Source organism: Streptomyces sp. NPDC047981 (assembly GCF_040653315.1).
Lineage (GTDB): Bacteria > Actinomycetota > Actinomycetes > Streptomycetales > Streptomycetaceae > Streptomyces.
In genome coordinates this window covers 14,315-37,413 of the sequence record NZ_JBEZNQ010000050.1, presented here as the reverse complement: position 1 = coordinate 37,413, position 23,099 = coordinate 14,315, and the positions used below count along the sequence as shown (strand labels likewise).

17 protein-coding genes are annotated in these 23,099 nt (G+C 72.9%); 11 read left to right on the top strand and 6 right to left on the bottom strand.

From position 1 onward, the window contains the following. Positions 1 to 46 precede the first annotated feature (46 nt). The gene (locus tag AB0E14_RS26455; protein ID WP_362423015.1) at positions 47 to 2,341 is read right to left on the bottom strand and encodes an FdhF/YdeP family oxidoreductase; all 2,295 of its coding nucleotides are present in this window, start codon (positions 2,339 to 2,341) and stop codon (positions 47 to 49) included. Between the two features lie 123 nt (positions 2,342 to 2,464). Between AB0E14_RS26455 and polA the strand changes: the two genes are divergently transcribed. Next, a complete protein-coding gene (gene polA, locus AB0E14_RS26450) occupies positions 2,465 to 5,176 on the top strand; it encodes a DNA polymerase I (protein WP_362423012.1) in 2,712 nt (903 codons plus the stop codon). A 12-nt stretch (positions 5,177 to 5,188) separates the two neighbouring features. On the opposite strand, the gene AB0E14_RS26445 is transcribed toward polA, so the two are convergent. Beyond that, on the bottom strand, positions 5,189 to 6,070 hold the full coding sequence (locus AB0E14_RS26445) for a DUF4184 family protein (RefSeq protein WP_362423009.1): 882 nt from the start codon (positions 6,068 to 6,070) through the stop codon (positions 5,189 to 5,191). 226 nt (positions 6,071 to 6,296) lie between these two features. Between AB0E14_RS26445 and AB0E14_RS26440 the strand changes: the two genes are divergently transcribed. The 3 genes from AB0E14_RS26440 to AB0E14_RS26430 all read left to right on the top strand — a co-directional run bounded on the left by AB0E14_RS26440 (position 6,297) and on the right by AB0E14_RS26430 (position 9,306). Beyond that, entirely contained in the window at positions 6,297 to 8,018 is a 1,722-nt protein-coding gene (locus AB0E14_RS26440; protein ID WP_362423006.1) for a lytic transglycosylase, read from the top strand. Between the two features lie 167 nt (positions 8,019 to 8,185). Continuing rightward, positions 8,186 to 8,326 carry an SPW_0924 family protein gene (locus AB0E14_RS26435; RefSeq protein WP_315890806.1) on the top strand — a complete coding sequence of 47 codons (141 nt, stop codon included), beginning with the start codon at positions 8,186 to 8,188 and terminating at the stop codon, positions 8,324 to 8,326. 14 nt (positions 8,327 to 8,340) lie between these two features. Next, positions 8,341 to 9,306, top strand: coding sequence for a DUF3068 domain-containing protein (locus AB0E14_RS26430; protein ID WP_362423002.1), 966 nt, complete (start codon positions 8,341 to 8,343; stop codon positions 9,304 to 9,306). Here AB0E14_RS26430 and AB0E14_RS26425 read toward each other — a convergent pair. Continuing rightward, positions 9,290 to 11,977, bottom strand: a complete 2,688-nt coding sequence (locus tag AB0E14_RS26425; RefSeq protein ID WP_362422999.1) for an ATP-dependent helicase C-terminal domain-containing protein — start codon at positions 11,975 to 11,977, stop codon at positions 9,290 to 9,292. The two genes, AB0E14_RS26430 and AB0E14_RS26425, sit on opposite strands and share 17 nt — an antisense overlap. 112 nt (positions 11,978 to 12,089) lie before the next feature. Continuing rightward, on the bottom strand, positions 12,090 to 12,962 hold the full coding sequence (locus AB0E14_RS26420) for a class I SAM-dependent methyltransferase (RefSeq protein WP_362422996.1): 873 nt from the start codon (positions 12,960 to 12,962) through the stop codon (positions 12,090 to 12,092). Between the two features lie 346 nt (positions 12,963 to 13,308). Here AB0E14_RS26420 and rpsA point away from each other — a divergent pair, with 346 nt between their 5' ends. From rpsA to AB0E14_RS26400, 4 genes are all read left to right on the top strand, one after another. Beyond that, entirely contained in the window at positions 13,309 to 14,811 is a 1,503-nt protein-coding gene (gene rpsA, locus AB0E14_RS26415) for a 30S ribosomal protein S1 (protein WP_019885395.1), read from the top strand. A gap of 212 nt (positions 14,812 to 15,023) precedes the next feature. Beyond that, on the top strand, positions 15,024 to 15,962 hold the full coding sequence (locus AB0E14_RS26410; protein WP_362422993.1) for a PAC2 family protein: 939 nt from the start codon (positions 15,024 to 15,026) through the stop codon (positions 15,960 to 15,962). A gap of 31 nt (positions 15,963 to 15,993) precedes the next feature. Further along, a complete protein-coding gene (gene coaE / locus AB0E14_RS26405; RefSeq protein ID WP_362422990.1) occupies positions 15,994 to 16,602 on the top strand; it encodes a dephospho-CoA kinase in 609 nt (202 codons plus the stop codon). A gap of 141 nt (positions 16,603 to 16,743) precedes the next feature. After that, positions 16,744 to 17,112 (top strand): tetratricopeptide repeat protein, encoded by a 369-nt coding sequence (locus AB0E14_RS26400; RefSeq protein ID WP_362422987.1) that lies wholly within the window; start codon positions 16,744 to 16,746, stop codon positions 17,110 to 17,112. 22 nt (positions 17,113 to 17,134) lie between these two features. On the opposite strand, the gene AB0E14_RS26395 is transcribed toward AB0E14_RS26400, so the two are convergent. After that, positions 17,135 to 17,407: a DUF6343 family protein gene (locus tag AB0E14_RS26395; protein WP_362422984.1), complete on the bottom strand. Its 273-nt coding sequence runs from the start codon at positions 17,405 to 17,407 to the stop codon at positions 17,135 to 17,137. Positions 17,408 to 17,546: 139 nt separating this feature from the next. Between AB0E14_RS26395 and AB0E14_RS26390 the strand changes: the two genes are divergently transcribed. Then, positions 17,547 to 18,242, top strand: coding sequence for a class I SAM-dependent methyltransferase (locus tag AB0E14_RS26390; protein WP_362422981.1), 696 nt, complete (start codon positions 17,547 to 17,549; stop codon positions 18,240 to 18,242). 21 nt (positions 18,243 to 18,263) lie between these two features. Here the strand turns inward: AB0E14_RS26390 and AB0E14_RS26385 are convergent, their stop codons facing one another. Further along, entirely contained in the window at positions 18,264 to 18,596 is a 333-nt protein-coding gene (locus AB0E14_RS26385) for a hypothetical protein (RefSeq protein ID WP_362422979.1), read from the bottom strand. A gap of 176 nt (positions 18,597 to 18,772) precedes the next feature. Here AB0E14_RS26385 and AB0E14_RS26380 point away from each other — a divergent pair, with 176 nt between their 5' ends. Continuing rightward, positions 18,773 to 21,634 (top strand): DEAD/DEAH box helicase, encoded by a 2,862-nt coding sequence (locus tag AB0E14_RS26380; protein ID WP_362422976.1) that lies wholly within the window; start codon positions 18,773 to 18,775, stop codon positions 21,632 to 21,634. Continuing rightward, positions 21,631 to 22,989 (top strand): SWIM zinc finger family protein, encoded by a 1,359-nt coding sequence (locus AB0E14_RS26375; protein ID WP_362422972.1) that lies wholly within the window; start codon positions 21,631 to 21,633, stop codon positions 22,987 to 22,989. Before AB0E14_RS26380 ends, AB0E14_RS26375 begins: the two co-directional genes overlap by 4 nt. The last annotated feature ends 110 nt before the right edge of the window (positions 22,990 to 23,099 follow it).

Genomic DNA, 23,099 nt, shown 5'->3' with positions numbered 1-23,099 from the left:
GAACGCTCGTTTACGCGCACTTCCTATCAGCCTACTGAGCGAGCGCTTACTCGGGGGTCGGTTCGCACCGGATGATCACGGACTTGCTTGCCGGGGTGTTGCTGATGTCCGCCGTGGAGTCCAGCGGCACCAGGACGTTCGTCTCCGGGTAGTACGCGGCCGCGCAGCCCCGCGCCGTCGGGTAGTGCACCACCCGGAAGCCGGGCGCGCGCCGCTCGACGCCGTCCCGCCACTCGCTCACGAGATCGGTGTACGCCCCGTCCGCGAGGCCGAGGGCCGCCGCGTCCTCCGGGTGGACGAGGACGACCCGGCGGCCGCCCTTGATGCCGCGGTAGCGGTCGTCGAGGCCGTAGATCGTGGTGTTGTACTGGTCGTGCGAGCGCAGGGTCTGCAGGAGCAGCCGGCCCTCCGGCACCGTCGGGTACTCCACGGGCGCGGCGGTGAAGTTGGCCTTGCCGGTCGCGGTCGGGAAGCGGCGCTCGTCGCGCGGCGCGTGCGGGAGGGCGAAGCCGCCGGGGGAGGCGGCAAGCCGGGCGTTGAAGTCGTCGAAGCCGGGCACCACGCGCGCGATGCGGTCGCGGATCGTGGCGTAGTCCTGCTCGAACTCCTCCCAGGGCGTGGCCGATCCGGCGCCGAGGACGGCCCGGGCCATGCGGGCCACGATGGCCGGCTCGGAGAGCAGGTGCGGGCTCGCGGGCGGCAGGTTGCCCCGCGAGGCGTGCACCTGGCCCATGGAGTCCTCGACGGTCACGAACTGCTTGCCGCTGCTCTGGACGTCCTTGTCGGTACGGCCGAGCGTGGGGAGGATCAACGCGCGTGTGCCGGTCACGGCGTGCGAGCGGTTCAGCTTGGTCGAGACGTGCACGGTGAGCCGGGCGCGGCGCATCGCCGCCTCGGTGACCTCCGTGTCCGGGGTGGCTCCGACGAAGTTGCCGCCCATGGCGAAGAAGACCTTCGCCTCGCCGTCGCGGAGTGCCTGGATCGAGCGGACCACGTCGAAACCGTGGTGGCGCGGCGAGACGATCCCGAACTCCTTGTCCAGGGCGTCCAGGAAGGCGGGCGCGGGCCGCTCGAAGATGCCCATGGTGCGGTCGCCCTGCACGTTCGAGTGGCCGCGCACGGGGCAGACGCCCGCGCCGGGGCGGCCGATGTTGCCGCGCAGCAGGAGGAAGTTGACGACCTCGCGGATCGTGGGCACGGAGTGCTTGTGCTGGGTGAGTCCCATGGCCCAGCAGACGATGGTCCGCTTCGAGGCGAGGACCATCTCCAGGGCCCGCTCGATCTCGCCGCGGGTCAGGCCGGTCGCGGCCAGCGTCTCGTCCCAGTCCGCCGCGCGCGCGGCGGCGGTGAACTCCTCGTACCCGTGGGTGTGTTCCCGTACGAACTCCTCGTCGACCGCGCCCGGGGTCTCCAGGACCAGCTTGTTGAGCAGGCGGAACAGGGCCTGGTCGCCGCCGATGCGGATCTGGAGGAAGAGGTCGGTGAGCGAGGCGCCCTTGAGGAGGCCCTGCGGGGTCTGCGGGTTCTTGAACTTCTCCAGGCCCGCCTCGGGCAGCGGATTGACCGAGATGATCTTCGCGCCGGCCGCCTTGGCCTGCTCCAGGGCCGAGAGCATCCGGGGGTGGTTCGTGCCGGGGTTCTGTCCCGCGACGACGATCAGGTCGGCCTGGTGCAGGTCCTCCAGGGAGACGCTGCCCTTGCCGATCCCGATGGTCTCGTTGAGCGCGGAACCGGAGGACTCGTGGCACATGTTGGAGCAGTCCGGCAGGTTGTTCGTGCCGAACTCGCGGGCGAAGAGCTGGAGCAGGAACGCGGCCTCGTTGCTGGTCCGTCCCGAGGTGTAGAAGAGGGCCTCGTCGGGGGAGGAGAGGGCGGTCAGCTCCTCGGCGATGATCGCGAAGGCCCGCTCCCAGGTCACCGCCTCGTACCGCTCGGCCCCCTCCGGCCCGGCCCCCTTCTCCAGAAGCATGGGCTGCGTGATGCGGCCCTGCTGGCCCAGCCAGTACCCGCTGCGCCCCGCCAGGTCCGCCAACGGGTGGGCCGCGAAGAAGTCCGGCGTCACGCGGCGCAGCGTCGCCTCCTCGGCGACCGCCTTCGCCCCGTTCTCGCAGAACTCCGCCACATGCCGCTTGTCGCCCTCGGGCCAGGCGCAGCCTGGACAGTCGAAGCCGTCCTTCTGGTTGACCTTGAGAAGGGTGCGCGCGGTGCGCCGCACGCCCATCTGCGCCTGGGAGATCCGGAGCGTGTGCGCGACGGCGGCGAGGCCGGCGGCGGCGTGTTGCGGCGGCGCGACCTGCGGCGCGTCCTGGACCGGGTCGCCTGCGGGGGGCTTGCTGACCATCGCGCTCTCCCTTGAGCGGTCATCTCTTCCGTACGCCTCCGATCCTGTCACGGGCCACCGACAGCGCGTCCCCGAGGGCCGCCGTGGGCGGGAATGTCAGTGGTCCGTGGCAGGATCGTGTCCGTGGCTGATACAGCATCGAAGAAGACCGAAGAGACCCGTCCGCGCCTGCTCCTCATGGACGGGCACTCCCTGGCGTACCGGGCGTTCTTCGCGCTGCCCGCGGAGAACTTCACGACCGCGACCGGACAGCCGACGAACGCCATCTACGGCTTCGCGTCGATGCTGGCGAACACGCTCCGTGACGAGGCGCCCACGCACTTCGCCGTCGCGTTCGACGTCTCCCGCAAGACCTGGCGCTCCCAGGAGTTCCCGGAGTACAAGGCGAACCGCTCGAAGACCCCGGACGAGTTCAAGGGGCAGGTGGAGCTGATCGGCGAGCTGCTGGACGCCATGCGCGCGCCGCGGTTCGCGATCGACGGTTTCGAGGCCGACGACGTCATCGCCACCCTCGCCACGCAGGCCGAGGCCGCCGGTTTCGAGGTCCTGATCGTCACCGGCGACCGGGACTCCTTCCAGCTGATCACGGACCACGTGACCGTGCTGTACCCGACGAAGGGCGTCTCCGAGCTGACCCGGTTCACGCCGGAGAAGGTCGAGGAGAAGTACGGCCTCACGCCGCAGCAGTACCCGGACTTCGCCGCGCTGCGCGGCGACCCGTCCGACAACCTGCCGGGCATCCCGGGCGTCGGTGAGAAGACCGCCGCGAAGTGGATCAACCAGTTCGGTTCCTTCGCGGAGCTGGTCGAGCGCGCCGAGGAGGTCAAGGGCAAGGCCGGGCAGAACTTCCGGGACCACCTGGAGGCCGTCAAGCTCAACCGCGTCCTGACGGAGATGGTGCGGGACGTCGAGCTGCCGAAGACCGTGGCGGACCTGGAGCGCGTGGCGTACGACCGCACGGCCGTCGCGATGGTCCTGGACACGCTGGAGATCCGTAACCCCTCGCTGCGCGAGCGGCTGCTCGCCGTCGACCCGGGCGCCGGCGAGGAGCAGGCCCCGGCGCCCGCCGCCGGAGTGGAGCTGGACGGCACGGTCCTCGGCGCGGGCGAGCTGGCCCCCTGGCTCGCCGAGCACGGCACGAAGCCGCTGGGCATGGCCACGGTCGACAGCTGGGCCCTGGGCACGGGGAACGTCGGCGAGATCGCGCTGGCCGCCGCCGACGGCGCCGCCGCCTGGTTCGACACGACCGAGCTCGACGAGCCCGACGAGCAGGCGTTCGCCGCCTGGATCGCCGATCCGGCCCGGACCAAGGTGCTGCACAACGCCAAGGGCGTGATGCGGGTCTTCCCCGAGCACGGCTGGAGCGTCGCCGGTGTCGCCATGGACACCGCGCTCGCCGCGTACCTGGTCAAGCCGGGCCGCCGCTCCTTCGCGCTCGACGCGCTCTCCCTGGAGTACCTGGGCCGTGAGCTCGCCCCGGCGTCCGCCGCCGACGGTCAGCTCGCCTTCGGCGCCGACGACTCGGCGGAGGCCGAGGCGCTGATGACGCAGGCCAGGGCCGTCCTCGATCTCGGTGACGCCTTCGAGGAGAAGCTCGGCGAGGTCGGAGCCCGCGAGCTGCTGCACGACGTGGAGCTGCCGACGTCCGAACTGCTGGCGCGTCTGGAGCGGCACGGCATCGCCGCCGACCGGGCCCATCTGGAGGCCATGGAGCAGCAGTTCGCCGGCGCGGTGCAGCAGGCCGTGAAGGAGGCGCACGCCTCGGTCGGGCACGAGTTCAACCTCGGCTCGCCCAAGCAGCTCCAGGAGGTGTTCTTCGGCGAGCTGAACCTGCCGAAGACCAAGAAGACCAAGACCGGTTACACCACGGACGCCGACGCGCTGGCGTGGCTGGCCGGGCAGACCGAGCACGAGCTGCCGGTGATCATGCTCCGCCACCGTGAGCAGGCGCGGCTGCGGTCGACGGTCGAGGGCCTGATCAAGACGGTCGCGGCCGACGGCCGCATCCACACCACCTTCAGCCAGACCGTGGCGGCGACCGGCCGGCTCTCCTCCACCGACCCGAACCTGCAGAACGTGCCGGTGCGCACGGACGAGGGCCGGGCGATCCGGCACGGCTTCGTCGTCGGCGAGGGCTTCGAGTCGCTGATGACGGCGGACTACAGCCAGATCGAACTGCGGGTGATGGCCCACCTCTCCGAGGACGAGGGCCTCATCGAGGCGTTCGCCTCGGGTGAGGACCTGCACACCACGGTCGCCTCGCAGGTCTTCGCCGTCGAGCGGTCCGCCGTCGACGCCGAGATGCGGCGCAAGATCAAGGCCATGTCCTACGGCCTCGCGTACGGCCTGTCGGCCTTCGGCCTCTCCCAGCAGCTGAACATCGAGGCGGGCGAGGCCCGGGCCCTGATGGACACCTACTTCGAGCGTTTCGGCGGGGTACGGGACTATCTGCGCCGCGTCGTCGACGAGGCGCGGGCGACGGGCTACACGGAGACGATGCTGGGCCGCCGCCGGTACCTGCCGGATCTGAACAGCGACAACCGCCAGCGCCGCGAGGCGGCCGAGCGGATGGCGCTCAACGCGCCGATCCAGGGCACGGCGGCGGACATCGTGAAGATCGCGATGCTCAACGTGGACCGGGCGCTCACCGAGGCGGGACTCGCCTCCCGGATGCTGCTCCAGGTCCACGACGAAATCGTCCTCGAAGTGGCCCCGGGCGAGCGGGAGCGGGTCGAGGCCCTGGTCCGCGAGCAGATGTCCGCGGCCGCCTCGCTCCGAGCCCCCCTCGACGTCTCCGTCGGCGTGGGCGCGGACTGGGAGTCGGCGGCCCACTGAGGGCCCGCCGGCTCAGCGTGGGCCGGGGCGGGAGCGCTCCGGCTCACGGCCCGCCGCCGCTTCCCCGGCCGCCCCCTCGGGGACCGCGGCCGGGCGCGCGGCGCGCAGCCGCATCCCCGCCCCGTACAGCAGGAGCCCGAGGGCGAGCCCCGCGCCGCCGCCGAAGCAGGCCGTCGGGATGATGTCCAGCGGCGTCTCGATCCGACCCCAGTACGCGTACCAGCGCAGGCACCGGTGCACGATCCCGGCCAGGACGCAGACGCCGATCAGCAGGCCGGCCAGGCGGCGGCCCCGGCGGCTCAGGACCGGCACACCGGCGGGCGGCGTCGCCCCGCCCGGGGCGGCACGCAGCGCCCGTACCGTGAACCACACCAGCAGGACGAGCGCCAGGGCCGACCCTCCGTACTGGAAGTACAGATAGACCGGGAAGCCGGCGACGAGGTCGTCGAGGAACGGCAGCGCGCGGGTGCCCCAGCGGTCGAGGTGGGTGAAGGAGTCCCACACCACGTGCGTCGAGGCGCCGAGCACCGCCGACAGGCAGAACCATGTGGCCAGCGGCAGGACCGGCCGCCCGCGCCAGGTACCGCCCCGCACGAATCCGTACACCCGGCTCTGCTGCCGGGCCGGCAGCAGAGCCACCAGCGGCTCACGCACCATCAGCCACACGGCCACCAGCGCGGCGGTGATCAGCAGATCGACCGTCACGATGCCCACGGGGGAGTGCGTGACGCTCCCGAAGAGCATCGCGCCGGGCACGGCGGTGGCCGCGAAATAGGTCATGTCGGGTGCGAACGACCCCGCCACCATCGCCGAGGCGATCAGTGGTCCGCGTCCCGTGCCGTCGCGGCGGATGCCCGGCAGCACCGCGGCGGCATGGCTGAGCGTGAACGGCATCGGAACATCCCCCTCGTCTCCGCGCCGGCCTCGGACGTCTCGGCGGCGGTCGGCGGTCACGCCCAGTATGCGGGAGCGATCTCCACCCGGACCGTGGGCGACCAAGAGGTGACGAAAGCGTGAAACACGGTCAGGGCGCTGTGTCGGGGGGCCCGTCGGTGTCATAGGGTCTCCTGAGGCCACGCGCGGGGAGCGCGGGTGCACTCGAGGGGGAGGGACCACACGTATGGCAGCGCAATTCGGCCGCCGTCTGCGCAGGGGAGCAACGAGCGGTGCGGTCGTCGCGGCGGCGGTGGCGGCACTGGCCGCCTCGCAGGCGCCCGGTGTCGTACCGCCGCCCTCGGACAGTGCGGCCGGGGACCGGCCGGTCGGCGCCGGTGACGCGACGCCGACCCCGCCCGACGGTTCGGCCACCGGTGACTCCCCGTACTACACCGACCTGCCGCCGCTGAACACGCCGAACAAGCCCGGCACTTCCATAGACCTGCCGATCATCACCGGCCCCGCGGAAGCCGGCATACCCTCGACCGTCCTCGCCGCCTACAAGCGGGCCGAGCAGTCGATCCGCTCCAGCGACCCCGCGTGCAACCTTCCGTGGCAGCTGCTCGCCGGTATCGGCAAGGTCGAGTCCGGGCAGGCGCGCGGCGGCCGGGTCGACGCCAACGGGAAGACCCTCTCGCCGATCCTGGGCCCGCAGCTGAACGGTGTCGGCTTCGCCAACATCTCGGACACCGACGACGGCGCCTTCGACGGGGACGCGACGCACGACCGCGCCGTCGGCCCGATGCAGTTCATCCCCTCCACCTGGGCGACCTGGGGTCAGGACGCCAACGGCGACGGCCTCAAGGACCCCAACAACATCTACGACGCCGCCCAGGCCGCGGGCATGTACCTGTGCGCCAACAACCGCGACCTCGCGGTCAAGGCCGACCTGGACCGGGCGATCCTCAGCTACAACCGCTCGACCGAGTACCTCCGCACGGTCCTCTCCTGGTTCGAGTACTACAAGCGCGGCAGCCACCAGGTCCCGGACGGCACGGGCGTGCTTCCCGTCGACCGCAGCGACACCCCGAGCACCCGCCCCTCGTCGAAGCCCTCGCCGACGGCGCCCGTCACCCCTTCGCCGACCCCGACCACGCCGAAGCCGACCCCGTCGAAGCCCGGCACCACTCCGCCGGTCACGCCGCCGCCCGTCACCCAGCCGCCGGCCGCGAGGGTCGTCTCCCTCAAGGACGCCGGTACCGGCACGCTGACGGCCACCGTCGGCAGCGTCTTCGCCGGGCGCCCGACGGTCGAGGCGCTGGACGCGGCGGGCAAGCCCGTCGCCGGGCTCAGCGTGCGCTTCGAGATCGTCGGCACCACCGACGCCAACCTCGGCGGCGTGGCGAAGAGCGTGACCGTCGTGACCGCCGCCAACGGCCGGGCCGTCGCGCCGTCCCCGCGGGCCGGCGAGCAGACGGGCACCTTCACGGTCCGGGCCACCGCCGTCGGCCGCAACAGCGCGACCGTCTCCTTCTCCGCGACCGTCACCGAGCGACAGGCGGACACGCTGGTCCGCGGCGACGCCGCCGAGCTGACCGCCACCACCGGCGGCCGGTTCGCGGACCGCGTCCTGGTGAAGGCCACCCTCGACGGTGTCGTCGCCTCCTCGGTGGGCCTGACCGCCACCATGATCAGCTCGGCGGAGGACCCGCAGCAGAACAGCAAGGGCCCGTACTTCAAGGACGCCGACGGCAACCCCGTCCGCACCCTCACCGGCCTGAAGACGGACGCCGCCGGGCTGCTCACCCTCCCCGACATCTTCGCGGACGACCAGACCGGCACCTTCCTGCTCCGGCTCACCGCGCCCGGCGGCGGCACCGTGACCATCGAGCTGAAGGTCACCGCCCCGGTGCCCGACCCGACGCCGACGCCGGCGCCGACCACGTCCGCCCCGTCGACCCCCTGAGGCGCCGCGGCGCCTCCGCACGGCCGGCCGGCCCGCCGCCCTCCCGTCCACCTGGACAGGAGGGCGGCGTTCTGCGTTCTGAGTGCAACGTGTTCTCATCTCGGGTCCGCGTTGCTACGGTGCCCCAGCCCTGACGCCGCATCAGATCGAGCACCGGGAGGCCGACCATGCGCGCCCTCGTAGCCGCCGCCATCGGGCTGGTCCCAGTCCTCCTCGTCGTCCTCCTCGTCTCCGTGGTCGATCTGCCGCCCGACGGGCCCACCTCGCCCAAGCCCCTCCTCACCGCCGACCCCGGCCCCAAGAAGTAGGAGGAGCTCCGTCCATGCGCCGCCGAGCCAGCCTCGTCCTGCTCGCCTTCGCGGTCTTCTTCGCCGCGATGGCCCCCACCCTCCGCTGGTACGTCTTCCCCCGCGTGGCGAAGATCCCGCCGAACCAGTACCAGGAGATCGTCCTCGAGGCGAAGCCCGCGACCCTCGTCGACTACTCGACCCTCACCGCCAAGAAGGTCGAGAAGCTCACCATCATCCAGACCCTCAAGGGCGACGTGGAGGAGTCCCGGCGGATCGAGCGCTCCGCCGGCCGTGACGTCGTCGTCTGGGACGCCCTCACCTACATCACCGGACCCGACGGCAAGATGGTCTCCCAGATCCCCGAGCGCTACGTCTTCGACGCCCACACCCAGGACCCGGTCAACGTCACTGGCGCGACGGTCGACGGCGACCCCGTCCGGCGCGAGGGCATCGAGTTCAAGTGGCCCTTCCTCACCGAGAAGAGGGACTACCAGTACTTCGACGCCCGTTCCCGCACCACCTCCCCGATCCACTACAAGGGCACCCGCACCTTCCGCGGCATGGAGGTCTACTACTTCGAGCAGACCATCCCCTGGACCAAGGTCCCCATGCCCAAGACGATGCCGGTCAAGGGCATCACCCCCGAGATGATCAGCCAGTCGGGCATGTCCATCTGGTACACGACCAAGCGGATGTTCTGGGTCGACCCCGTCACCGGCGCCCCGGTCAACGGCGAGGAGATCCACGAGGAGGAGCTCCGCAACGACAAGACCGACTGGAAGGTCACCGCGTTCTCCGGGCACGTGAAGATGCGCGAGGACTACATCCGCGACACCGTCGAGCTGGTCGACGCCAACCGGACCGTCATCCTGCTCGTCACCTCCTATCTGCCCTGGACCTTCCTCACCCTCTCCCTCCTCCTGCTCGCCCTCTCCCTCTGGCTCGAGGCGCGCGGCCGGCGCCCCGCCCCGGACGGCCCCGCTACCGCTCCCTCCTGAGCCGCGCGCTGGTGTGCCGGGTCGGCTCCGCGCCGGCCGGGTCCTCCGGCCACGGGTGCTTGGGGTAGCGGCCGCGCAGCTCCGCCCGCACCGCCCGGTAGCCGTCCCGCCAGAACGAGGCGAGATCGGCGGTGACGGCCGCCGGCCGCCCGGCGGGGGAGAGCAGATGGACCACGACCGGCGTGCCGCCCGCCACCCGCGGTGTCTCGGCGAGGCCGAACATCTCCTGCAACTTCACCGCGAGAACCGGCTGTTCACCGTCGTAGTCCACCCGGATCCGCGACCCGCTGGGCACCTCGATCCGCTCGGGCGCCAGCTCGTCGAGCCTGCCCGCCTCGCCGGTCGCCCAGGGCAGCAGCCGCGTGAGCGCCTGCCCCGCGTCGATCCGCCCGAGGTCGGCCCGCCGCCGGGCCCGGGACAGCTCCGGCTCCAGCCACTCCTCCGCGCGGTCGAGCAACGCCTCCTCCGAGACGTCCGGCCACGGCTCGCCGAGCACCCGGTGGAGAAAGCCGAGCCGCTGCCGCAGCTCCCGCGCCTCACGGCTCCACCACAACAGCCCGATCCCCTCCCGCCCGAGCCCGTCCAGGAGCGCGGCACGGACGAGCGCGGGGTCGGCGGTCTCCCCGAGCGGACGCGCGGCCAGTTCCACGGCGCCCAGCCGGGATACCGTGCGGGCGACCACGTCTCCGTCCTCCCAGCGCACCTCCTCGCCCGAGGCGAGCAGATGTCCGGCGGCGGCCCGGGCCACCGCCTCGTCCACCACGGCCGCAAGACGCACCCGGGCCGTGGCGCTCCGCGCGGTGCGGTCGGCCACGGCGACGGCCAGCCAGGGCGCGCGCCCGAGCCCCGAGCCCTCGGCGAGCTCGGCTCCCGTCCCCGACACCATCAGGAACCCGCTCCCCTCCCGCGCCCGCGCCACCCGCTCCGGAAACGCGTACGCCGTCACCAGCCCGGCCACCACGTCCTCCCCACCCCCGGCGAGGCCACCGGCCCCGGCAAGGCCCCCGAACCCGGCGTCGCCGCCGACCACGCCTCTGGCCAAGCCCCCGGCGACGGCATCGCCGGCCGGGCTTCCGGCCCCGGACGGGCCCCCGCCCGGAGCGCCGCTCTCCCCCCGCCGCCCGTCCGCGCTCCCGGAGCCCGCCTCACCCGCCGCCCGTTCGAGGCGCCGGGCCTCCGCCTTCCAGCGCGCCCCGTAGCCGTCGGCGCCCCGCCGGGCCGCCCGCCAGGCCGCCGCGAGGTCGTCCCCGTACTCCCGGGGCGGCTCCTCGCTCAGCAGGGCGACCACCTCGGCCGCGCGCCGCGCCCCGACCTCGGGCGCACCGTCCAGAAGCGCCCGGGCCAGCCGGGGGTGCACCCCGAGCCGGGACATCCGTACCCCCCGCTCCGTCGCCCGGCCGTCCTCGTCGACCGCGCCGATCGCCGTCAGGACGGAACGGGCCGCCGCCAGTGCCCCGGCGGGCGGGGTGTCCAGGAGGGCGAGGCCCTCCGCCGACGGGTCGCCCCAGCACGCCGCCCGCAGGGCGAACGCGGCCAGGTCGGCGATCCGGATCTCGGGGGAGGGGTAGGGGGCCCGGCGTCCGTCGTCCGCCTCGGCCCAGCAGCGGTAGACCACACCGAAGGCCTCCCGCCCGGAGCGGCCCGAGCGCTGGGTCGCGCCCGCGACCGACACCGGCACCGTCGCCAGTGAGCCGAGGCCCCGCGCGTGGTCGGTCCGCGGCTCCCTCGACAGGCCCGAGTCCACGACGATCCGCACCCCCGGGACCGTCAGACTCGACTCCGCCACGGAGGTCGCGAGGATCACCCTGCGCCGCCCGCCGGGCTCCGCTCCCTTCAGTACCGCGTCCTGCACCGCCGCCGGGGCCCGCCCGTGCAGCTGGAGCACCTCCGCGTCCAGGCCGGCCAGCAGCCCCGCCGTCCGCGCGATCTCGCCCGTACCGGGCAGGAAACAGAGGACGTCGCCCTCGTGCCGCTCGCAGGCCAGCCGGACCGTCGCAGCGACGTGGCGCAGGAGCGCCGGGTCCACCCAGGTGCCGTGGGAGGGCCGGATGCCGGCGGGCGGCGCGGCGAACCGCACCAGATAGCCGTGCCCCTCGCCCTTCCCCCACACGATCGGCGCGGGACCGCTGCCGTCGAGGACGGTGAGGAGCTGCGCCCACGCCTCGGCGTCGCTCGTCGCCGAGGCCGCGATCAGCTTCAGCTCCGGCCGCAGCGTCGCCCGGACGTCCACCAGGAACGCCATCGCGGTGTCCGCGTCGAGATGACGCTCGTGGCACTCGTCGAGCAGCACCACGTCCACGCCCGCCAGCTCCGGATCACGCTGGAGGCGCTGGAGCAGGACACCCGTCGTCACCACCTCGACGCGGGTCGCAGGACCGGTCCGACGCTCCCCGCGCACCGAGAAGCCGACGGCGTGGCCGACCTCCTCGCCCAGCAGCCACGCCATCCGCCGGGCGGCCGCCCGCACCGCCATCCGGCGCGGCTCGGCCACCAGGACGCGCCGCCGGGGTCCGTCCCCTATGAGCCCCGCGAGCGCCAGCGGCACCAGCGTGGTCTTGCCGGTGCCGGGAGGCGCGTACAGCACCGCCGTGCCGCGCTCCTCGAGCGCGGTCAGCAGCTCGGGGACGGCATGGCGGACGGGGAGACGGTCGAGTGCGTCGTTTCGGATCACGCACTCAGTCTCGTACGTCACCGCCGACGCCGGGCCCGGCTGTCCACAGCCCCAGTCCTTTCATATGACTGAGGCTGTCGGTCCCGCTCGCCTGAGTTGTTCGTTCCCCTCGCTACGGCTGTGCGTCCCGCTCGCACACGAAGATCGCCGTGCCCGGGATCAGGTTCCCCCGCAGCGGGGACCAGCCACCCCACTCCTGGCTGTTCCACGCCGGCCACTCCGGCTCGACGAGATCGACCAGCCGGAAGCCGCCGGCCACCACGTCCCGCACCCGGTCGCCGATCGTCCGGTGGTGCTCCACGTACACCGCGCGGCCCCGCTCGTCCTGCTCGACATAAGGAGTGCGGTCGAAGTAGGAGGCGGAGATCGACAGGCCCTCGGGGCCCGGCTCGTCGGGGAAGGCCCAGCGGATCGGGTGCGTCACCGAGAACACCCACCGGCCGCCCGGCCGCAGCACCCGGCGCACCTCGCGGAACACCTTCACGGGGTCGGCCACGAACGGGACCGCGCCGTACGCCGAGCAGGCCAGGTCGAAGGAGCCGTCGCGGAACGGCAGGGCGCCCGCGTCCGCCTCCACCAGCGGCACGTCCCCGCCGATCCGCAGGGCGTGCTGGAGCTGGCGGTGCGAGAGGTCGAGGGCCACCGGCCGGGCGCCGTGGGCGGCCAGCCAGCGGGAACACTGCGCCGCGCCCGCGCCGATCTCCAGGACGTCGAGCCCCTTCAGCCCCTCGGCCGGTCCGAGCAGCCCCGCATCGGCCTCGTCGAGCCCCTCCGGCCCCCAGACGAAGCGGTCGTCCCCGAGGAAGGCCCCGTGCTCGTTCTGGTACTCGTCGGCGTTCCGGTCCCACCAGCCCCGGCTCGCCCGGCTGCTCTCGGCGTCCCCGGCCTCGCGGCGGGTCGCCTCGCCCTCGTCCGTCCCGTCGGCCCCGTGGACCCCGCCGATCCCGTCCTCGGGGTCGGCTTCCTGTCCGTACTCTTGGTTCATCTCGCCCGTCGATGTAGTTTGCGCACAGCGCCGCCGTGCGGCCCCCGGGGCCACCATGGCCTCGGGAGAATTGAGTTGTGCCGGGTATGCCGCGATCCGCCCCGCCTGCGCGCTTCGCGCATTGACCCTGTCCGGCTGCCCCCGTATGCTAAAGGTTGCGCTGCGGGCCTGCGCGCCTCAGACGGAGCAGGCCGCGCTCGCACGGTTGTATGTCCCCTCGGTTCACGAGGCGCCTCCCTTGATCGGGAACGGCGCTTCACAGGCTGTCCGGCTTCTTCGGTGCGATACGGGCTCTCGGCGTAGCAGTACCTACGACTTTCTGTCCGTAACCGGAGCCCTTTCCCACATGACGAGCAGCACCGAGACCACCGCCACCACCCCGCAGGTTGCGGTCAACGACATCGGTAACGAGGAAGCCTTCCTCGCCGCGATCGACGAGACGATCAAGTACTTCAACGACGGCGACATCGTCGACGGCGTCATCGTGAAGGTCGACCGGGACGAGGTCCTGCTCGACATCGGTTACAAGACCGAAGGTGTCATCCCGAGCCGCGAGCTCTCGATCAAGCACGACGTCGACCCGAACGAGGTCGTCAAGGTCGGCGACGAGATCGAGGCCCTGGTTCTCCAGAAGGAGGACAAGGAAGGCCGCCTGATCCTCTCGAAGAAGCGCGCCCAGTACGAGCGTGCGTGGGGCACCATCGAGAAGATCAAGGAAGAGGACGGCATCGTCACCGGTACCGTCATCGAGGTCGTCAAGGGTGGTCTCATCCTCGACATCGGCCTCCGCGGCTTCCTCCCGGCCTCCCTGGTCGAGATGCGCCGCGTCCGCGACCTCCAGCCCTACGTGGGCAAGGAGCTCGAGGCGAAGATCATCGAGCTGGACAAGAACCGCAACAACGTGGTCCTGTCCCGCCGTGCCTGGCTGGAGCAGACCCAGTCCGAGGTTCGCCAGACCTTCCTCACGACCCTCCAGAAGGGTCAGGTCCGCTCCGGCGTCGTGTCCTCGATCGTCAACTTCGGTGCCTTCGTGGACCTGGGTGGCGTCGACGGTCTCGTGCACGTCTCCGAGCTGTCCTGGAAGCACATCGACCACCCGTCCGAGGTTGTCGAGGTCGGCCAGGAAGTCACCGTCGAGGTTCTCGACGTGGACATGGACCGCGAGCGTGTCTCCCTGTCGCTGAAGGCGACGCAGGAGGACCCGTGGCAGCAGTTCGCCCGCACGCACCAGATCGGTCAGGTCGTCCCGGGCAAGGTCACCAAGCTGGTTCCGTTCGGTGCGTTCGTCCGCGTGGACGAGGGCATCGAGGGTCTGGTCCACATCTCCGAGCTGGCCGAGCGCCACGTGGAGATCCCGGAGCAGGTCGTCCAGGTCAACGACGAGATCTTCGTCAAGGTCATCGACATCGACCTCGAGCGTCGCCGGATCTCGCTGTCCCTGAAGCAGGCCAACGAGTCCTTCGGTGCCGACCCGGCGTCGGTCGAGTTCGACCCGACCCTGTACGGCATGGCCGCGTCCTACGACGACCAGGGCAACTACATCTACCCCGAGGGCTTCGACCCCGAGACCAACGACTGGCTCGAGGGCTACGAGACCCAGCGCGAGGCCTGGGAGACCCAGTACGCCGAGGCGCAGCAGCGCTTCGAGCAGCACCAGGCTCAGGTCATCAAGTCCCGCGAGGCCGACGAGGCCGCCGCTGCCGAGGGTGGCGCCGCCGCTCCGGCCGGTGCTCCGGCGGGCGTCTCCGGTGGTTCGTACTCCTCGGAGTCGGACGACAACTCCGGCGCCCTGGCGTCGGACGAGGCCCTGGCTGCCCTGCGCGAGAAGCTGGCCGGCGGCCAGAGCTGAATCAGCTCTGCTGCTAGTCAGTAGCTAGCCAAGATCGAGGCCCGCGCCCCTTCGGGGGAGCGGGCCTCCTTCGTGTCCCGCGCCCCCTGCGCCCGCCGGGGGCGCGTGCGCGTGCTCGCGCGCTGACACTCCGCTCACGAAAACCCTCACGCGGGGAATGCTGGTGGGCCGGGGAGCGTTCTTCCCTAGGAACGCGAGGAGGAGCGGTAATCGTGCTTGATCCCCAGGATTTGTACGAATGGGACCAGAAGGGCCTGGCCGTGGTGGACGTGGCCCTGGCGCAGGAGTCGGCCGGGCTGGTCATGCTCTACCACTTCGACGGCTACATCGACGCGGGTGAGACGGGCGAGCAGATCGTCGACCGCCTGCTCGACACGCTGCCCCACCAGGTGGTGGCCCGCTTCGACCACGACCGGCTCGTGGACTACCGCGCCCGTCGGCCGCTGCTCACGTTCCGGCGCGACCGCTGGACGGCGTACGAAACCCCCGCCATCGAGGTCCGGCTCGTCCAGGACGCCACCGGCGCGCCCTTCCTGCTCCTCTCCGGCCCCGAGCCGGACGTGGAGTGGGAGCGCTTCGCCGTCGCCGTCCGCCAGATCGTCGAGCGCCTCGGCGTAAGGCTCTCGGTCAACTTCCACGGCATCCCGATGGGCGTCCCGCACACCCGGCCCGTCGGCCTCACGCCGCACGGCAGCCGCACGGACCTCATGCCGGGCCACAAGAGCCCCTTCGACGAGGCCCAGGTGCCCGGGAGCGCCGAGTCGCTCGTCGAGTTCCGGCTCACCGAGTCCGGCCACGACACCCTGGGCGTCGCGGCGCACGTCCCGCACTACGTCGCCCGGTCCTCGTACCCCGACGCCGCGCTGACCGCGCTGGAAGCCATCACGGCCGCCACCGGTCTCGTCCTGCCCGGTGTCGCCCACACGCTGCGCACCGAGGCCCGGCGCACCCAGACCGAGATCGAGCGCCAGATCGGCGAGGGCGACGACGAGCTGACGGCCCTGGTCCAGGGCCTTGAGCACCAGTACGACGCGGTGGCAGGCGCCGAGACCCGGGGCAGCCTCGTCGCGGAGCCCGTGGACCTCCCGTCGGCGGACGAGCTGGGCCGCGAGTTCGAGCGCTTCCTCGCCGAGCGGGAGGGCGACTCCTAGCGGCCCGGGCCGGGGTCCTAAGCTGCCGCTCATGCTGAAGGTGGGCCTGACCGGCGGTATCGGCGCCGGCAAGAGTGAAGTGTCGCGGCTCCTCGTCTCCTACGGAGCCGTACTGATCGACGCCGACAAGATCGCGCGCGAGGTCGTCGAGCCCGGGACACCCGGGCTCGCGGCCGTCGTGGCGGCATTCGGGCCGGAGATCCTGACCGAGCAGGGCACGCTGGACCGGCCGAGGCTCGGCTCGATCGTCTTCGCCGACGCCGACCGCCTCGCCACCCTGAACGGGATCGTCCATCCGCTCGTCGGCGCCCGCTCCGCAGAGCTGGAGAGCGCGGCGGGACCGGACGACGTCGTCGTCCACGACGTGCCCCTCCTCACCGAGAACGGCCTCGCCCCCCTCTACGACCTGGTCGTGGTCGTCGACGCGTCCCCCGAGACCCAGCTCGACCGGCTGGTACGGCTGCGGGGCATGGCCGAGTCCGAGGCGCGCGCCCGGATGGCCGCCCAGGCCACGCGCGAGCAGCGGCAGAAGATCGCCGACCTCCTCATCGACAACGACGGGCCGCTTGAGGCGCTGGAACCCCAGGTGCGCGCGGTCTGGGAGCAGCTGACCCGGCGGGCGGCCGACGGAACCCCGTGAGCGCTCCGGAGCCGAACCCGGTACAAAGCCGAGGCGCTCGCGCCGATCGGCCGTGCCCCCGGCTGGGTAGGGATCGCGCAGGCGCGGAATAGCCCTGCAGCACCCGATGTTGAAACGCCGGAGCAAGGGAAGGATGCCACCGTGGCCGAGAGGAACCCCGAGACCCACGTCATCGACTTCCGCGCGGCCGAGCACCTGCTGGCCGCGCGGGACCCTCGCGGTGCCGTGAAACTGCTCGACTCGGTGATCGCCGCCCACCCGGAGAACACCGCGGCGCGGCTGCTGCGCGCCCGCGCCTTCTTCGCCGCCGCGCAACTGCGTCCCGCGGAGCTGGAGTTCGAACTCGTCTTGGAGCGCGAGCCGGACAACGCGTTCGCGCACTTCGCCCTGGCCCGTACCTTCCAGCGCTCCGGCCGGCCCGATCAGGCCACCCGGCACTTCCGGCTCGCTGCGGCCCTCGACCCCAGGCCCGAGTACCTCCAGGCGGCCCGCTTCGGCGCGGAGGACTGACGGCGAGGTCCCGCCGCGCGTCTCAGCGGCGGCCCGTGCCGCCGTGATCGGGTTCGTAGGGCGGGATGTCCCGGCCGGGCTGCCAATGCGGCCCCTGGCGCAGATGGTGCAGCACCATCGACATGTCGACGGCCGCCACCAGGAACAGCACGCCACAGGCCGCCGCCCACCCGGGCCTGCCGACCAGGGCGAACACCGTCGTACCGAAGGCGGCCCAGAGCAGACCCCACAGACTCAGCCAGAACCGCATCCGCAGCGCACTGCGCGCGGTCGCCGGCTCACTGCCCGTACGCATGGCGGTCACATCTCCTACCGGAGGTCTACCCCCGGCGCGCGCGTGCGAACATCACTCGAACGAGGGGCTTCCGGCCCGCGCGGGCGCCGGAAGGAACGGCTCCCCGTGCCCCTTCGTTCTCCGGGGCATGAGCGTACGGATGCGTGAGGGACACCAAGGGACAGGGCCCGGAGCCATCACCCCGGACGGCTGCGCCGTCGAAGTGTATCGGCGGCTGGGCGTCGGGACCGAGCCCGATGTGATCGCGTCGGCCGTGCCGGCGGGCACCTCGCTGCTCGAACTGGGCTGTGGCGCGGGACGGGTGACGGGTCCTCTGGTCGAGCGCGGCTTCGCCGTGACGGCGGTGGACGAGTCGGAGGAGATGCTCGAAGCGGTACGGGAGCGGGTGCCGGGCGCCGAGACGGTGCGCAGCCCGATCGAATCGCTGGCCCTGGAGCGGCGGTTCGACGTGGTGATGCTCGCCTCGTACCTGGTGCACACGGCCGAACACCGCGAGCGCCAGGCACTCCTGGAGACCTGCAGAGACCACGTACGGGACGACGGCTGCGTCCTGATCCAGCGCGAGGGCGAGAACTGGCACCTCGACGTGCCGCGCGAACGGCGGGACCCGAGCGGCTGCACGGTACGGATCCTCTCGGCGGACCCGGTCGGCGACGGCGTCAACTCGGTCGTCGCCGAGTACGTCTTCCCGGACCTCCGCTGGACCCAGACCTTCCGCTCGCGGCCCCTGAGCAAGGAGGACTTCGAACGGCATCTGGGCGAGGCGGGACTCGCCGTGGACGCCTACCTGACGGACGACGGCACCTGGGTGAGGGCTCGCCCGGCACCCCGCTGAGAACGGGAAGCGGTGGCGTGGCTAGTGGACGAAGCTGTAGCTGCGCCAGGGGAGGGTGTCCGGGGCGATCCTGTTGCTCGTGACGGTGGGGATGTAGATGTAGTCGCCCTGGCACGTGCGGTTGGTGTACGCCTTGATGTCGATGAGCGTCTGGTTCTCGATCGCCGTCACGCCGGACGGCGCCAGGCGATGACAGCCCTTCACCGACGGGCTCGTCACGGAGATCACGACCTCGCGCTGGGTCTCGTAGATGACGGGGCCCACCGCGGTGCGGCCGAGGCCGGAACAGCCCGCGACGGCGAGCGTCAGGAGCGCGGCCCCGGCGGCGGTGCCGAGACGCCGGTGTACGGACATGGCGGATCCTCGTCTGTCGGGCGAAGGCGGCAGAAGCCCTGTCCCCGTCACCCTCCCGCCTGCCGCCCGGGCTGTCATCCGGTGCTGGGCCGCCCGGGCGAAGCGGCACGACGGCCTGTTGTCAGACCCCACCCGTAAGGTCGGAGATCCAGTCGGAATCCGTCGAGGAACGGGAGGTGAGCAGGACCGTGGCCCAGCACAGCGCGCAGACCTGCGCCGCCGTCTTCCTCCCTGCCGCGCTGCCCAGGGAGGGCCGGGTCGCCTTCTGGTCCCCGGACGGCGGTCCGCTGCCCGTCGTCGCGGGCGCGGAACCGATCGAGCTCACCGTCGTACGGCGGCACGGCGCCGGGGTCCGCAGCCGCACGGTCCCCGCCGTGACCCTCGGTGTCGCCGAGGCCCTCCCGGAGCTGGTCGCCGCCCGCCACCGGCCGGGCGTCCACCCCGCGGCGGCCTGCTGGGGCGCCGCCGCCCTGCACGCCCTGCACCTCGCCGCGAGGGGCAGGCTGCTGCCGGGGCTCACCGCCGACGACCTCGACGCCTGGCGGGCGGGCCCGCTGGACGCCGACGACATCGCGCACCTGCGGGCCGTCGCCGCCGCCATGCCCCCCGAGGCCCACGCGGTGCCTGTGCCCGGCCGCAGCCCGCTCCAGCTGCCCGACCCGGAGGCGCTGGTGCGCGCCTTCCTCGACGCGGTCGCCGACACCCTGCCCCGTACGCCGGCCGCCGCCCACGCCGCCGGGGCGCCGTTCGCCGCGCGCGCAGCCCAGCACCTGCCCCGCGCGCGTGCCTGGGCGGCCGAGGCGGCCGCCGGAATGGACGCCGGGGTGCGGGTCTCGCTGCGCCTCGACCTCTCCGGGTACGAACTCTTCGACATCGCCGAGGAGGGCGGTGACGAGCGGCAGGCCGCCGCGGCCCTGCTCCAGGTCCACAGCCTGGCCGACCCCACCCTCGTCATCGACGCCGCCGCCCTCTGGGCGGGCGAGGGCGACGAGCTCTTCGGGCCGCGCGCCCGGATCGACGCGGTGCTGGCGCTGCGTCGCGCGGCCCGTGTCTGGCCGCCGCTCGGCAGGCTCCTGGAGCGCGACGTCCCCGATGTCCTCGCCGTCACCGAGGACGAGCTGTACGAGCTGCTCGGCCCGGCCGCCGCCCGCCTCGCCGACGCCGGGGTGGCCGTGCACTGGCCCCGTGAACTGGCCCGCTCGCTCAGCGCCTCCGCCGTCGTCCGGCCGCCCATGACCGCCCCCGGCTCCGCCACCGACGGCACGGCGTTCTTCGACAGCGAGGAACTGCTCCGCTTCAACTGGCAGTTGGCACTCGACGGCGACCCGCTCACCGAGCGGGAGATGGACGCGCTCGCCGAGTCCCACCGGCCCATCGTGCGGCTGCGCGACCAGTGGGTGGTCGTCGACCCCGACCTCGTCCGCAAGGCACGCAAACGCGAGCTCGGCCTGCTGGAGCCCGTCGACGCCCTCGCGGTCGCCCTCAGCGGCACCGCCGAGGTCGACGGCGAGACCGTCCGCGCCGTGCCCGTCGGCGCCCTCGCGACACTCCGCGACCGGCTCGTCGCCGGACCCGAGGAGACCGAGGCCCCCGCCGGCCTCGACGCCACCCTGCGCGACTACCAACTGCGCGGACTGGCCTGGCTCGATCTGATGACCTCGCTCGGCCTCGGCGGCTGCCTCGCCGACGACATGGGGCTCGGCAAGACCGTCACCCTCATCGCCCTCCATCTGCGCCGGGCCCGCCGCGCCCCCACGCTCGTCGTCTGCCCCGCCTCGCTGCTGGGCAACTGGCAGCGGGAGATCCAGCGCTTCGCCCCCGGTGTGCCCGTGCGCCGCTTCCACGGAGCCGATCGCACCCTCGACGGCCTCGCCCCGGACTCCGGCCCGGCCGGCTTCGTCCTCACCACCTACGGCACGCTCCGCACCAGCGCCCCCCAGCTGGCCGAACAGGAGTGGGGGATGGTCGTCGCCGACGAGGCGCAGCACGTCAAGAACCCCTTCTCCGCCACCGCCAAGGCGCTGCGGACCATCTCCACGCCTGCCCGTGTCGCCCTCACCGGCACCCCCGTGGAGAACAACCTCTCCGAGCTGTGGGCCCTGCTCGACTGGACCACCCCCGGCCTCCTCGGGCCCCTCAAGGCCTTCCGCTCCCGCCACGCGCGCGCCGTCGAGAACAGCGAGGAGATCGAGAACGAGGAGGCGGTCGAGCGGCTCGCCCGCCTGGTCCGGCCCTTCCTGTTGCGCCGCCGCAAGTCCGACCCCGGCATCGTCCCCGAACTGCCGCCCAAGACCGAGTCCGACCACCCCGTGGCCCTCACCCGCGAGCAGGTCTCGCTCTACGAGGCGGTGGTCCGGGAGACCATGGCGCAGATCGAGGGCGCCGAGGGCATCGCCCGCCGCGGCCTCGTCATGAAGCTGCTCACCTCGCTCAAGCAGATCTGCAACCACCCCGCGCAGTACCTCAAGGAGCAGACGCCCGGGGGCGGCGGTACGGCCAGGCTCGCCGGCCGCTCCGGCAAGCTCGCCCTCCTCGACGAACTCCTGGACACGATCCTGGCCGAGGGCGGATCGGTGCTCGTCTTCACCCAGTACGTCTCCATGGCCCGGCTGCTCGCCGACCACCTGGCCGCGCGGGCGATCCCCGCCCAACTGCTCCACGGCGGAACGCCCGTGGCCGAGCGGGAGCGCATGGTCGACCGCTTCCAGTCCGGCGACGTGCCGGTCTTCCTGCTGTCACTGAAGGCGGCGGGCACCGGCCTCAACCTCACCCGGGCCGGACACGTCGTCCACTTCGACCGCTGGTGGAACCCGGCCGTCGAGGAGCAGGCCACCGACCGTGCGTACCGGATCGGGCAGACCCAGCCGGTGCAGGTCCATCGGTTGATCGCCGAGGGCACGGTGGAGGACACCATCGCCGAGATGCTCCGGGCCAAGCGCGCCCTGGCCGACGCCGTGCTCGGCTCCGGCGAGGCCGCCCTGACCGAACTGACCGACCGCGAGCTGGCCGATCTGGTGTCGCTGAGGAGGCCGTCATGAACCGCCGCTCCGACTCCACCCCGCGCTCCGACTCCGCCCAGCGCTCCGGCGCGTCGCCGCGCCCCGGTGCCGCCCGCCGCCCCCGGAGCGGGGCCGGTGCCGGGCGGTTCGGGGGCCCGCGCCATGACGACCTGCGCCGGACGTTCCCCGCGCTCGCCCCGCGCGAGGCGCCCGACGGCCGGTTCGCCGCCACCTGGTGGGGCAACGCCTGGGTGGAGGCTCTGGAGGACACCGCCCTCGACCCGGCGCGCCTCGCACGCGGCAAGGCGTACGCGGGGCGGGGGCACGTCGACGCGATCACGGTCACACCCGGCCGGGTCGTCGCGTACGTCCACGGCAGCCGCCCCCGCCCGTACCGCACCGAGATCCGGCTGCGGACGCTCGGCGACGACGGCTGGGAGCGGTTCCTCGACGAGGTCGCCGCCCGCCCCGACCACATCGCCGCCCTGCTCGACAAGGACGTCCCGCACGCCCTGGAGGCCGTCTCGGGCCTGCTGCCGGCGCCCGGCGACCTCGTCCCCGACTGCTCCTGCCCCGACGACGGCTTCCCCTGCAAGCACGCGGCCGCCCTCTGCTACCAGTCCGCCCGGCTCCTGGACGAGGACCCCTTCGTCCTCTTCCTGATGCGGGGCCGCGGCGAGCAGGAGATCCTCGCCGCCCTCACCCACCGCAACGCGGCCCGTTCCGCGGCGGAGAAGAGCACGACCGCGCCGCCGATGGCGACCGTCCCGGCCCGCACCGCCCTCGCCCCGCTGACGGGCCACGTCCTGCCGGCGCTGCCGCCACCGCTCCCCGTGCCCGCCCAGCCCGGCCGGCCACCCGTCTACCCGCCCGACCCGCACGCCCCCGACCCGCTCGCGCTCGACCTGCTCGCGACGGAGGCCGCCGCCCGCGCCCACGCCTTCCTGGCCACCGGCCACGACGCCGTCGCCACGCTCACCCCCTGGCAGGACGCCGTCCGGCTGGCCGCCGCCCATCCGGGCTCCGGTCTCACCGCCTCCACCCGCGCCCTCTACCGAGACCTGGCCCACGCCCTCGACCGCACCCCCACCGACCTGGCGCGCGCCGTCGCCGCCTGGCGGCAGGGCGGACTCGCCGGACTCGCCGTCCTCGAAGAGCCCTGGGACCCGCCCGCGGGACCCTTCGACCGGGCCCGCCCGGCCCTGCTCGCCGCCGACTTCCCGGCCTTCCGCCCCTGGCGCAACCACCTGTCGACCCGGTCGCTCCAACTCCGCTTCGGCCGCGACGGACTCTGGTACGGCTACGAGTCGGACGCCGACCGCGAGGACTGGTGGCCGCGTGGCACCCCGGACGCCGATCCCGTCGGAGCCCTCACGGACCTGCTCGGTCGCTGACCGACCGCCGCCTCCGGTGCGTTCATCGCTCGAACGGCAGGGGTTGCCCCGTCCGTTCGAGTCCATTCCCACTCGATGGAGTGAAACGCCCCGGCGGCCTGATCCAGCCT

Coding starts and splice junctions, on each gene's coding strand:
- AB0E14_RS26385 (WP_362422979.1), bottom strand. CDS start 18,596: ATGTCCGTACACCGGCGTCTCGGCACCGCCGCCGGGGCCGCGCTCCTG.
- rpsA (WP_019885395.1), top strand. CDS start 13,309: ATGACGAGCAGCACCGAGACCACCGCCACCACCCCGCAGGTTGCGGTC.
- AB0E14_RS26435 (WP_315890806.1), top strand. CDS start 8,186: ATGCGCGCCCTCGTAGCCGCCGCCATCGGGCTGGTCCCAGTCCTCCTC.
- AB0E14_RS26395 (WP_362422984.1), bottom strand. CDS start 17,407: ATGCGTACGGGCAGTGAGCCGGCGACCGCGCGCAGTGCGCTGCGGATG.
- AB0E14_RS26455 (WP_362423015.1), bottom strand. CDS start 2,341: ATGGTCAGCAAGCCCCCCGCAGGCGACCCGGTCCAGGACGCGCCGCAG.
- AB0E14_RS26445 (WP_362423009.1), bottom strand. CDS start 6,070: ATGCCGTTCACGCTCAGCCATGCCGCCGCGGTGCTGCCGGGCATCCGC.
- AB0E14_RS26390 (WP_362422981.1), top strand. CDS start 17,547: ATGCGTGAGGGACACCAAGGGACAGGGCCCGGAGCCATCACCCCGGAC.
- AB0E14_RS26375 (WP_362422972.1), top strand. CDS start 21,631: ATGAACCGCCGCTCCGACTCCACCCCGCGCTCCGACTCCGCCCAGCGC.
- coaE (WP_362422990.1), top strand. CDS start 15,994: ATGCTGAAGGTGGGCCTGACCGGCGGTATCGGCGCCGGCAAGAGTGAA.
- AB0E14_RS26420 (WP_362422996.1), bottom strand. CDS start 12,962: ATGAACCAAGAGTACGGACAGGAAGCCGACCCCGAGGACGGGATCGGC.
- AB0E14_RS26430 (WP_362423002.1), top strand. CDS start 8,341: ATGCGCCGCCGAGCCAGCCTCGTCCTGCTCGCCTTCGCGGTCTTCTTC.
- AB0E14_RS26440 (WP_362423006.1), top strand. CDS start 6,297: ATGGCAGCGCAATTCGGCCGCCGTCTGCGCAGGGGAGCAACGAGCGGT.